Source organism: Synechococcus sp. R70.1 (genome assembly GCF_047461675.1).
Classification (GTDB): Bacteria; Cyanobacteriota; Cyanobacteriia; order Thermostichales; family Thermostichaceae; genus Thermostichus.
Genome location: NZ_JANSHR010000021.1, coordinates 39,062 through 49,987 on the forward strand (window position 1 = coordinate 39,062; position 10,926 = coordinate 49,987).

At 60.3% G+C, this 10,926-nt stretch carries 10 protein-coding genes; 4 read left to right on the plus strand and 6 right to left on the minus strand.

The window, feature by feature from the left end; translation table 11 throughout:
• Positions 1-3 precede the first annotated feature (3 nt).
• The gene (locus tag NW807_RS02555; RefSeq protein ID WP_414425210.1) at positions 4-1,602 is read right to left on the minus strand and encodes a glucose-6-phosphate isomerase; all 1,599 of its coding nucleotides are present in this window, start codon (positions 1,600-1,602) and stop codon (positions 4-6) included.
• A 127-nt stretch (positions 1,603-1,729) separates the two neighbouring features.
• Here NW807_RS02555 and ribD point away from each other — a divergent pair, with 127 nt between their 5' ends.
• A complete protein-coding gene (ribD, locus tag NW807_RS02560) occupies positions 1,730-2,851 on the plus strand; it encodes a bifunctional diaminohydroxyphosphoribosylaminopyrimidine deaminase/5-amino-6-(5-phosphoribosylamino)uracil reductase RibD (RefSeq protein ID WP_414396116.1) in 1,122 nt (373 codons plus the stop codon).
• A 79-nt stretch (positions 2,852-2,930) separates the two neighbouring features.
• Positions 2,931-3,176: a hypothetical protein gene (locus NW807_RS02565; RefSeq protein ID WP_414425211.1), complete on the plus strand. Its 246-nt coding sequence runs from the start codon at positions 2,931-2,933 to the stop codon at positions 3,174-3,176.
• Here NW807_RS02565 and NW807_RS02570 read toward each other — a convergent pair.
• The 4 genes from NW807_RS02570 to crtE all read right to left on the minus strand — a co-directional run bounded on the left by NW807_RS02570 (position 3,173) and on the right by crtE (position 6,322).
• Positions 3,173-4,000, minus strand: a complete 828-nt coding sequence (locus tag NW807_RS02570) for a DUF1350 family protein (RefSeq protein WP_414425212.1) — start codon at positions 3,998-4,000, stop codon at positions 3,173-3,175. The two genes, NW807_RS02565 and NW807_RS02570, sit on opposite strands and share 4 nt — an antisense overlap.
• Before the next feature lie 280 nt (positions 4,001-4,280).
• Complete coding sequence (locus NW807_RS02575) at positions 4,281-4,877, minus strand: hypothetical protein (RefSeq protein WP_414425213.1); 597 nt, start codon at positions 4,875-4,877, stop codon at positions 4,281-4,283.
• Between the two features lie 39 nt (positions 4,878-4,916).
• A complete protein-coding gene (locus NW807_RS02580; RefSeq protein ID WP_414396042.1) occupies positions 4,917-5,378 on the minus strand; it encodes a divergent PAP2 family protein in 462 nt (153 codons plus the stop codon).
• Positions 5,379-5,428: 50 nt separating this feature from the next.
• Complete coding sequence (gene crtE / locus NW807_RS02585) at positions 5,429-6,322, minus strand: geranylgeranyl diphosphate synthase CrtE (RefSeq protein ID WP_414405190.1); 894 nt, start codon at positions 6,320-6,322, stop codon at positions 5,429-5,431.
• A gap of 230 nt (positions 6,323-6,552) precedes the next feature.
• Here crtE and hemE point away from each other — a divergent pair, with 230 nt between their 5' ends.
• A complete protein-coding gene (gene hemE, locus NW807_RS02590; protein WP_414425214.1) occupies positions 6,553-7,653 on the plus strand; it encodes a uroporphyrinogen decarboxylase in 1,101 nt (366 codons plus the stop codon).
• Positions 7,654-7,723: 70 nt separating this feature from the next.
• On the opposite strand, the gene NW807_RS02595 is transcribed toward hemE, so the two are convergent.
• Positions 7,724-8,194 carry a hypothetical protein gene (locus tag NW807_RS02595; RefSeq protein WP_414396037.1) on the minus strand — a complete coding sequence of 157 codons (471 nt, stop codon included), beginning with the start codon at positions 8,192-8,194 and terminating at the stop codon, positions 7,724-7,726.
• 519 nt (positions 8,195-8,713) lie between these two features.
• Here NW807_RS02595 and NW807_RS02600 point away from each other — a divergent pair.
• Complete coding sequence (locus NW807_RS02600; protein WP_414425215.1) at positions 8,714-10,906, plus strand: phosphoketolase; 2,193 nt, start codon at positions 8,714-8,716, stop codon at positions 10,904-10,906.
• Positions 10,907-10,926: the final 20 nt, after the last annotated feature.

Here is a 10,926-nt window from a genome sequence, read left to right on the forward strand (position 1 = left end):
CCCTCAGGCCAGACGCGGCTGGATGCTCAGCTCCAAGGGTCGGCCAGGATCCCCCACAAGCACCAAACCGCGGCCATTGGCGTGTAGATGCCGCACAATCCAGTACAGCGTTTCGATGCGCTCCGGGCAGCCCAGTTTTTCTGCCAACTGAGTTAGGGTCAGGGATCCTTTTTGCTCTTGCATCACCTCCAGCACCTGACGCTGGAGCTGCAGGACGGCGCTAGCCGCTTTCTTGCCGGCTTCCACCCCCGGCTGGTGATAGGCGTTGACCTGGATCAAGGAGGCGTAGAGGCCCACTGCCCGTTCGTAGAGGGCAATCAGGGCCCCCACGGAGCGGGCATCCACCCGCGGCAGCGTCACCGTGATGGAGTCGCGCCCGTTTTCGTAGAGGGCCTGGCGGGTGCCCTGCAGTAGGCCATCCAGGTAGTCGCCGCTGGTTACCAGTGGCTCTACGAAGGGGGAAGGGATACCGGGCTCGCGATCCTGGAGCACCTCGATGAAGGTGACGAAGAAGTTGTTCAAGCCCTCCCGCAACTGCTGCACGTAGGCGTGCTGATCGGTGGTGCCCTTGTGGCCGTAGACGGTTAGGCCCTGCTCCACCAGGTTGCCCTGCAGGTCGTGGGACTTGCCTAGGGACTCCATCACCAACTGCTGCAGGTAGCGGCTAAACAGGGCCAGGCGGTCTTTGTAGGGTAAAACCACCATATCCTTGCGCCCCCGCCCCTCGCCGACGATGTACCAAGCCATGGCCAAGAGGGCAGCGGGGTTGCGCTCTAGGTGGGGCACGCGGGTGGCCTCGTCCATGGTGGCGGCCCCGGCCAGCAAAGCCCGGATGTCGATCCCCTGCAACGCTGCCGGCAACAGGCCTACTGCCGAAGTTTCTGACGTGCGCCCCCCCACCCAGTCGAAGATGGGGAAGACCGCCAGCCACCCTTCCCGCTGCGCCTGCTGCTCCAATTGGCTGCCGGGACCAGTAACGGCTACTGCCTGGCTGGCAAAGGGGATCCCGGCCTTTTGGTAAGCCAGCGCCACCTCCACCAAGCCGTTGCGCGACTCGGGCGTGTTACCAGATTTGGAGGCGACAACCACCAGGGTCTGTCCCAGTTTGCCCGCTAGCCGTCCCAGCACCCGATCAAACCCGTCGGGATCCGTATTGTCGATGAAGTGGATGTTCAAGGGCGGCTGCAGCGGAGCCAAGGCCTCCGCCACAAATTGCGGCCCCAGGGCCGAGCCGCCAATGCCAATCCAGAGCAGCTCGGTGAAACGCCCTCCTCCACTTGCCGGGATCACGCCGCCGTGGATCTTCTTGGCAAAGCTCTCCACCTGTTCAACGCAGTCTTGAATTGCCTGCCGGATTTCGGCAGTGGGAGCCAGCTCCGGCGCCCGCAGCCAATAGTGGCCCACCTGGCGACCTTCGTCTGGGTTGGCGATGGCCCCGGCTTCTAAGGCCTGCATTTCAGCAAAAGCCCGGGCAAAGAGAGGCCGCAGCGCCTCCACTTGGGCAGGGGTAAAACGGATGCGGCTGATATCCACAAAAATTTCCAGCTCGGGATGGTAGTAGAGCCAATCGCAGTAGCGCTGCCAAAGTTGAAGGCTGTCCATGGGATCCCTGCCGCCAAAGCCGTAACCAGCTTACCAAAGCCGCGCCGCAGCCGGCTCCCTGCCAAGAAGCAGCTAGGATCCAAAACACCGCCTGCTAAAGTGCTCCCCGAAAGCGCCTCCCATGAACCTGGACGCCGACCGGCAGTGGATGGAACGCTGCCTCTCCTTGGCCCGCTCGACACCGCAGCGCCCCTCCCCTAACCCGCGGGTAGCTTGCGTCATTGTCCGGGGGGATCAGGTGGTGGGGGAAGGTGTTCATCTGGGAGCCGGCCAGCCCCACGCCGAGGTCTTGGCTCTGCAGCAGGCGGGATCCCTGGCCAAGGGCGCCACCCTCTACGTTAACCTCGAGCCCTGCAACCACTATGGGCGCACCCCCCCTTGTACTGAGGCCATTCTGGCGGCTGGGATCCGGCGGGTGGTGGTGGGGATGCAGGATCCCAATCCGCTGGTAGCCGGCAAAGGGATCCGTCGCCTGCAAGAGGCAGGAGTCGAGGTGACAGTGGGGGTGCTGGAGCAGGACTGCCAAGAGCTCAACGAGGGCTTTGCCTTTGCCATTGTGCGAAAGCAGTGTTTTGGCCTGCTCAAATACGCCATGACCCTAGACGGCAAGAGCGCGGCCACCACTGGCCACAGCCAGTGGATTAGCAACCCCTTGGCACGAGAGTGGGTTTACCGCCAGCGGGCCTGGCACGACGCCGTGATCGTTGGCTCCCAAACCGTTTGGCACGACAACCCCCGCCTCACCTGCCGCCTGCCGGATTTTCAGGGATCCCAGCCTCTGCGGGTGGTTCTCAGCCGCTCCCTTAACCTCCCCCCAGTGGCCCACCTGTGGCAAGTGGAGGAGGCGCCAACTTTGGTGATTACCGAAGCCACTGAGGCCCATCCCCTCTGGGGAGCCCTGGCCAAGCAAGGGGTGGAGCTGCTGCACCTGGATCGAGTAACCCCGGCTCGAGCAGCGCAGGTTCTCTTTGAGCGAGGCTGTCTAAGCGCCCTCTGGGAATGCGGCGGCACCCTGGCCTGGGCAGCCCTCAAGGATGGGGCCATTCAGAAGGTGGCCGCCTTCATCGCTCCCAAGATCCTGGGAGGGGCCAACGCACCAACTCCCGTAGAAGGGGAAGGGATCCCTGAGGTCAACCAGAGCTGGCAACTGCTGGAGCCGCAACTGCAGACCTTGGGAGACAACTGGCTAATTAGCGGGAAGCTGGCTCCCTTCCCTCTGGCCGCTGAGGCAGGGTTAGCTTCTTCCTGAGGCTTGGGACCCCTTAGCCTCCTGCCCATGGTAGGTAAGCAGCAGCGATGTTACACTAAGTTACAGCATAGATTACGATATGTCGATCATCCTTGCTATTGTTGTCTTGCTGGGATTTTGGGCGCTGCGCCTGATGGAGCAGGCTTTCCAGCGGCAGGAGTTCTCGCGCATGCTGGCGGGAACCTTAGTGGCTACGGCTGCTGGTGGCCTCTTGACCTGTTACTTCCTGATGAGCGACATCCTACGCCTGTTGTTTTACCTGCAAGCCCACTCTTCTTCCTCCTATGCCCAAGATCTCCTCTCGGATCTCAGCTGGCTCGACTAGGCCAGTTGGGCTGACAACCAGGCTTTGATGCGCTGGATCAGGAGGTAGTTGGGGGCAAGCCAGTTTTGGTAGAGAAGCTGTGCAAGAGCGTCGACAGGGCTAAACTCTTGCCCAACCAGGAAAGGATAGCTAAAGCCCAGAGGAGTTAGGTGATCCCCCTCTAGACGCTGCCATTCGGTGTGCTCCCCGTACTTGCGAGAAAGCTGCTGATAGAGCAGTGGAATATCGTCAATATCATCCTGCTGAAACTCTACAAGCAGGTTGTTTCTCACCGGATACCGCTCCTCAATGAGGCGATTGGTCTCTGCCGGAGAGGGCTCAAACTCCAACCACAGGTTTACCGGCGGTGACGAGGATCCCATCCACATCCGCCACAGATCGCTGAGTTGCTGTTGAGGCCACGCTTGCACCAACACCTGCAACAGCGGCAGCGCCCGCTCCAACCCGGCATTGCTGTAGGCCAAAAAAATATTGCCGCGCCGCTGGGATCCCAAAGAAGGGAGGGCTAGGCAGGAGAGGATCTGCAGCTTACCGCCAAGGCTGTGGCCCAAGCCAAAGAGGGGTAAGTCCATCAAGCCTTTGCTCTGCAGGCTTCTATGGAGAGATCGTGCTGCCTTGAAAGCTATTTGGGCGTGATCGAGGTCGGTGGCGTAGGCAGTGGCTACAACGGCCATGCCCATGCGGGCCAATTCTTCCAACAGACGGCTGTAGAAAAACTGCGGCGCAGATCCCACAAACGCTCCGCCTAGAAAGTGGATTACGGCGCGGGGTTGGGGAGGCAGAAGAAACCAAGTCTCTCCATCCGTTTGCCAAGTCGGTTTCATGGCGCAGCAACCTCACCTGCCATTTGACTGAGATTCCTCCCAACGGGATCCCCCTTCATCCTAATTGCCCCCTCTTTGCAAGGGGAAGGGCAAACTGGACAAGCCTTCCTAGGAAAGCCTTGGCGAGGCCTTGTGAAAGTACCACTAGTAGTTTCCCGGGGCAAAGTTAGCGCGAACGGCCCTGGACTTTGGCCAAAATACGTGTGGTTATGCCAAGTATTTCTTGTATTCTGGGCTTGTGAGCTAATCGATGATGAAGCGCTATGCCCACGGGACGTAGCTAGAACAGCAGCGTGCAGAAGCTGGTCAACAGCAGTGTCAATGCCGTCAGAAGCAGGCTAAAGCTCCACAGCCACACCGCAGCAAGCAGTAGGATCCCGATGACCCAGATGAGCAGGGCATTCCAGTAGGGTCGGTTAGGGGCTTTGGAGACGTTAATTCTTTGAAAGAAAGGCAGCAGGATAAATGCCACATCCAGCAATAGACGCGGCAGCCGCAGATCCTGGGGTAGCGGCCGATCGCGCACCGCCAGATAGAGCAGCCCCCAGCTCAATAGAAGCGGGATCAGCATCAGATAGTTGGACTCGGCCAGCAGCGGCCGATCCACCACCAGGGGAAACAGAGGGCTGATCCCCCAGCCCAGATAGAGGTAAAAGTTGAAGTTCAGCAGTGGCCGCAGCAGGGGGGGTAGGTTGAGGCTCTGAATACTCCCCCGGGCTTCAACTCTCTTGCCCCCAGATCCGCCTTCTCGAGGGATCGGCTTTGCCCCAGCTCGCCAACCGCAGTGGTCACAGTAGGGAGACTTGTACCGGTAGGCTGGGATGGGCTTACCACAGGCCGGGCAGCGTTGGAGACGAGGTTGGGAATTGGAGGCCATGGTTATCCCTGATGCGGCTGCTCCAGGATGCCTCAAGCTTTAGCTAATGCCCAAAGCAAACGAGAGGGTAATACAGGCCGCCCCTAGGGCTGCCCCGGCGAGCACCTGGATGGGCGTATGGCCCAGCAGCTCTCGCAGGTAGGGCTCCTGGAAGCGATCGGCGCCTTTCTCTTCCAACCATTCTTCTAGGAGGCGGTTCAACACCTGCGCCTGCTTGCCAGCAGCCTGGCGGATCCCGGCAGCATCATACATCACCACCAGGGCAAAGACCACCGTTGCTGCAAACAGGAGGCTATCCCAACCTTCCTCTAACCCCACGCCCACGGCCAAAGCAGTCACCAGGGCCGCATGGGAGCTGGGCATCCCCCCCATCTCCAGCAAGACCCGCAGGTTGAGCTTGCCCGAGCGCACATAGGCCAGGATGAGCTTGATGGCCTGGGCTAACCCACTGGCCAGCAGGGCAACCCAGAGAACGTGGTTAGCCATCAACTGTTGCAGCATAGGGCTCTCCGGCAGAGGAAGGGGGGAGCAAGGCCTCCAAGGGGGGCAGGTTAATGCTGGCGGCGGGCGATGAAATCTGCCAGGGCCAACAGGGGCTCAGCCTGGGATCCATAGGGGCGCAGCGCCTGCTTAGCCGATTGGATCAGCTCTTCGGCCTTCTGCCGAGAGGCCTCTAGACCCAGCAGGCTGGGGTAAGTGGCTTTGGCAACCACTTGATCTTTGCCTGCTGTTTTGCCCAACTGTTCGCTAGTGGCAGTGACATCCAAAATATCGTCGACAATCTGGAAGGCTAGGCCAATATCCTGGGCATAGTGGCTCAACCGCCCCAGCAGCTCCTCATCGGCCCCGGCCAGGATCGCTCCTGAGACCACTGAGGCCTCTAGCAGGGCGCCGGTTTTGTGGCGGTGGATGTACTCCAGGGTTTCCAGGGAAATGGCCTTGCCCTCCGACTCCAGATCCACCACCTGGCCTCCCACCAAGCCAGTTGCCGCAGCCGCGTGGCCAATGCGGGCAATCACCTCCAGGATCCGCTGCGGCGGCACCCCCCGCGTTTGGCTGGCGATATGCTCAAAAGCGTAGGCCAGCAGGGCATCGCCTGCCAAAATGGCGATATCCTCACCAAACACCTTATGATTGGTGGGCTTGCCGCGGCGAAAATCGTCGTTGTCCATGGCCGGCAGATCGTCGTGGATCAACGACATGGTGTGGATCATCTCCAGCGCACAGGCCGTAGGCATGGCCTGCTCCACCGAGCCGCCGGCCAACTCACAGGCTGCTAGACAGAGGATGGGCCTGAGGCGCTTCCCCCCTGCCAGGAGGCTATAGCGCATTGCCTCATAGAGGCGTTCTGGATAAGCAGGCCTAACCGCGGCAGAGAGGGCTTCCTCCACCTGTTGCTGCCGCTGGCTTAGGTAGGTTTCTAGGTCGAAAGTTTGGGCAACCAAGCTGGTTTTCCTCTCAACTCAGCCCCAGAGGATCCCTGGCGGGCAGCTCTACAACAAGGCCCACAGGCTGACATTATCGCATGTTCGCCCGAGCTCCGGATCCCTCCTGCCAAGGCTTGCTTTGGCTTATGGCGAGGATTGCAAGTACTGGGATCTTTGGAGTGCAAGCTTGCGCCGTTTGTCATCTCGATGTCAGGATGCACTAAGGGTCTTCACTGGCTGAGTTTTTCATGTCCCACTCACCTGCCTACCTCAGCGCTTCTCCTCCTCCCGATGGCGATGGCAACCGCCTGCTACGGGCAGCCCGCGGGGAAGTGGTGGATCGCCCCCCAGTTTGGATGATGCGCCAGGCGGGCCGCTACATGGCGGCCTACCGCGAGTTGCAGAGCAAGTACACCTTCAAGCAGCGCTGCGAGATCCCGGAGCTAGCCATCGAGATCTCCTTGCAACCCTTTCGCGCCTTTGCCCCCGACGCCGTGATCCTGTTCAGCGACATCCTCACTCCTCTCGAGGGCATGGGCATTACCTTTGAGCTGGTGGAGAACCAGGGGCCGATTATCGACCCGCCAATTCGCTCCCAAGCCCAGATTGAGCAAATCCGACTGTTAGAGCCAGAAGAAAGCTTGCCCTTCATCAAAACCATTCTCACGACCTTGCGCCGTGAGGTGGAAGGGAAGGCGACCCTGCTGGGCTTTGTTGGCTCACCTTGGACCTTGGCCTGTTACGCTGTCGAGGGGCGCAGCTCCAAAGACTATGCCTACATCAAGAGTTTGGCTTTCACCCAGCCGCAGCTCTTGCACCAGCTGCTGGGCAAGCTGGCCGATAGCATTGCCCGCTACGTGATCTACCAAATTGAGAGCGGTGCCCAAGCGGTGCAGTTGTTTGATACGTGGGCTGGCCAGCTCAGCCCCAGCGACTACGAGACCTGGGCTTTGCCCTACCAAAAGCAGATTGTGGATCAGGTCAAGGCTCGGTATCCCCAAGTGCCGCTGATCCTCTACATCAACGGCAGCGCCGGCTTGCTAGAGCGGGTGGGTAAAGCTGGTATCGACGTGTTCAGCCTTGACTGGATGAGTGACATGGCAGAAGCCAGGGCCCGTCTGGGATCCCTGGCTGTCCAGGGCAACCTCGATCCAATGGTCTTGCTGGGATCGCGGGAGTTGATCCGCCAGCGCACCCTGGAGGTGATTCAGAAGGCGGGCTCGCGGGGGCACATCATGAACCTGGGGCATGGGGTTCACCCTGCCACCCCTGAGGCCAATGTCCACTACTTCTTCGAGACGGTGCGCCAGTCGCCGGAACTCCTGAGGGCCGCTTCCCCAGCTTCCTGACTGAAGCCCAGCAGGCTCCGGTGCCCTTTTCTCTCCAGCCTGCCGAAACGCTGCGCGAGGGTCCTCACTCTCAATCAGGCTCGAAAGAGCCGTCCTCTTCTTCTAGGCTCCAGCTTGCTGCCAAGGCGTCCGCCATTGCCGCCCGCAGCGCGCGAGTATCTGCCCACAGTTGCGCGGGATCCGACAGCGGATCCGACAGGGGAACCAAACGCAAGATGCGGTGCTCCTGCACCAGATCGATCACCACGCTAGGCCGTTCCGTGCCCACCTCTGCCACCTCAGCGGGGGAGGGATCCCGCAAGCAGGCGTAGTCGAAGCTGTTTAGGTTTAGGTAGAGGCTGCGATTGGCCACCAAGGTGGCCGCTGTTGCATCCTGAAATACCTCCATCACATAGCCCTCCCCCTGCCTTTGCACCTGACCTTCGACGATATCGAAGTAGCGAACCCGCCCCAAATCCGCCAAAAGACGGTAAATATCCCGCTTGTTAACCAAAATTCCGCTGTCGACAATGCAGGGGGCACAAGGACGACTCTCGGTCATAGGGCAGCTAGTCTTGAGGCACAAATAGGTGGGCCGGGAAGTTGTGTTGAATCCTCAATTAGGGCAAAGAAAATCCAAAGACTTTGCGAAACTCAAGCTACCGCAGGATGAACTCTCCCTTTGTTCGCCAAGGGCTGCAGGCTCCTTAAAGATCCCGCTCTAGCCTCCCTTGAATGTATCACAGCTTTTCCAAAAGGGACATGGGTCTTCGCTTTCAAGATGTCTCCACGATATAAGGTCAAGCAAACTGGTTGAGCATCTGCCGTCTTTGATCTACATATTGTGGAAAAATAAGCGGCCAAGGAGTTTGAGACACTAGATGTTGTAGGCAACAGCAAGAACAGCCCATCTCTGCCCCAGTCTCTGTCGTCGATGAGGAAGATAGACCGCGCAACCTTTTGCCTGCCCAAGCCAGAGGCGCAAGGGAGAGTGGCGGCTAGAAGAGTTCGGCTTAAAACCTCCGAAAAGCCTTATCCGGTTTAAAGTGAGGATTGACCTGACAAGAGTGAGGCTTGGCCGATGACAACTGCCCCAATTCCCGCCTTCTGCCAAGGGATCCGCTACTTTGGCGATCCCTGGCCGGAATTCGACCGCCTGGGCCAGGAACCTGCAGTGGATGCTGCCACAGGCAAGCTGCGGGATCCCGGCAGCCGTATGGCCGCCTACCAGACCTTGCTCTATGCCGATGCGCTGCGCTACCTCACCCTGCAGATGACCGCCAGCAAAGCCTCGGGCCACCCGGGCGGATTTGCCAGCCAAGCGGAAGCCTATGCCGCTTTGGTGTACCTGGGCCAAAAGAACATCCCTACCGAGGTGGGCCACCACGCGCCCGGCTTCTATGCCGCCATGTTCTTGGATGGATCGCTGGCGGAGATGGGCATCCACACTGTCTCCGACTTGCAGGCTCGCTTTCGGGAACGGGAAGGGCTGCTGGGTCACCTCTCTGGCTACATCCCCGGCCTGCTAGCGCCAGCAGGGCCCCTCGGGCAGGGGCAGCATTTTGCCATGGCCGCAGCCTTGCTCTACCCGGATCGGCTCTTCCCCGTCACCATCGGCGATGGGGGCTTGGGGGAGCCCTACGTGATGAGCTCTATGCTCCACTTTCACACCGCCTTCCCGCAGCGCACCAACTTCCTGCCGGTGCTGGTCTGGAACGGCTATAGCCAAGAGCACCACAGCATGATCTCGACCTTCACCAACGCTCAGATGGTCGAGTACTGGCGGGGCAATGGCTTTGAGGAAGTGGTGCTAGTCGACGCCAAAGACTTCGACGATGCCCAGCAGCCCGGTCCCTATGTGGATAGCACCCAATTTTCTCTGGAAGCCCGTCTGGCCTTTGCCCAGAGGGTACTGACCGAGATGGAGCGGGCCATCCAGTCAGCGCTGAGCGGACATCTGACAGTTTTCATCCTCAAACAACTCAAAGGAGCGGGCGTACACGCCAAGGGATCCAAATCCCACAACCTCTATGCCCACCACACCTTGGATCACCCCGACATCGTGGCCGCTCTGCAGGCACGGGCCCTGCACCCAGCCGCTTGGGCTTTGGTGCGCCAAAACTGCGAGCGGGCAGCCGGTGGACCAGCCGCCAAGGTAGTTGTCACGGAGTCCGTCCGGCCCTTGCCGCCTTTGGGATCCCTGAACTTAACCGAGTTCCCCCTCGGCGATAAGCAAGTCTCCACCACTGCCATCGGCGCCTTGGTGGTGCAGGTGGGGCAGAAAGACCCTGACTTTCTGGTGGCCAATGCCGATGGCAACGAGGCCTCTGGTCTTGCCAATGTCAACCAGGGCCTGAAAGTCATCCACCCCACGGTGGATCCTCTCTACAACCAACAGCCCCAAGGGCGGGTCTACGAACCCCTGAGCGAAGATGCCTGCGCTGGCTTGACAGGGGGCCTGGCGCTCTTTGGCGGGCGCTCCCTCTGGTGCTCCTACGAAGCCTTTGCCGTCAACGGCTTGCCCATCTGGCAGACGGTAACCCAGGCGATGGCGGAGCTGCGCCGCCCCACCCCTTCCGCTGTTGCCCTCTTCACGGCTGGAGCGTTGGAACAGGGACGCAACGGCTGGACCCACCAGCGGCCGGAAATTGAGGCCTACCTAGCGGCCATGATGCGCAACGGCAACATCTTCCCCCTCTTTCCCCCCGACGCCAACTGCGCCCAAGCTGCCTACGAGTGGGCCTTATCGACCTTCAACAAAGGGATCCCGATCTTTGCCAGCAAAACCCCCCTGCCCATCCGCACCACCCTAGAACAAGCCCGCCAGGCAGTGGAGCAGGGTTGCACTGTGCTGCAGGAACTACCTGGCTCCCGCACCGTGGTCTTTGCCGTGGTGGGAGATATGATCCTCCTGCCCGTCTTTGCCGCCGCTGAACAGCTCAAGGCCCAGGGGATCGGCAGCAAAATTGTCTCTGTGGTCAACCCCCGCCGCCTCTATCGCCCCGTCGACGTGGCCTGGTCCACCTGTGCCCAAGCTGATGGGGAGTTCATGTCTGACCAGGAGTTTGCTGCCTGGTTTGCTGGCGAGGCCCTTATTGGCGTAACCGGCGGATCCAGCCTGATGTTGGAGCCCCTGTTGCTGCGCTACACTGGCCCGCGCGACATCTTTGCCTGGAAACGTGGCGAAACCACCGCCACCCCTACTGAGCTCATGGACTACAACGGCCTGACAGCCCAGGCGCTGGCAGAGAGGGCAAAGCAATTGCTAGGCTAAGGGCGAGCTTTTAGCTTGGT

What these genes read in the sequence shown, in the direction of transcription:
- NW807_RS02555 (WP_414425210.1), bottom strand. Translation starts at nt 1,602, where the DNA reads ATGGACAGCCTTCAACTTTGGCAGCGCTACTGCGATTGGCTCTACTAC.
- NW807_RS02565 (WP_414425211.1), top strand. Translation starts at nt 2,931, where the DNA reads ATGTCGATCATCCTTGCTATTGTTGTCTTGCTGGGATTTTGGGCGCTG.
- NW807_RS02570 (WP_414425212.1), bottom strand. Translation starts at nt 4,000, where the DNA reads ATGAAACCGACTTGGCAAACGGATGGAGAGACTTGGTTTCTTCTGCCT.
- NW807_RS02575 (WP_414425213.1), bottom strand. Translation starts at nt 4,877, where the DNA reads ATGGCCTCCAATTCCCAACCTCGTCTCCAACGCTGCCCGGCCTGTGGT.
- NW807_RS02580 (WP_414396042.1), bottom strand. Translation starts at nt 5,378, where the DNA reads ATGCTGCAACAGTTGATGGCTAACCACGTTCTCTGGGTTGCCCTGCTG.
- hemE (WP_414425214.1), top strand. Translation starts at nt 6,553, where the DNA reads ATGTCCCACTCACCTGCCTACCTCAGCGCTTCTCCTCCTCCCGATGGC.
- NW807_RS02595 (WP_414396037.1), bottom strand. Translation starts at nt 8,194, where the DNA reads ATGACCGAGAGTCGTCCTTGTGCCCCCTGCATTGTCGACAGCGGAATT.
- NW807_RS02600 (WP_414425215.1), top strand. Translation starts at nt 8,714, where the DNA reads ATGACAACTGCCCCAATTCCCGCCTTCTGCCAAGGGATCCGCTACTTT.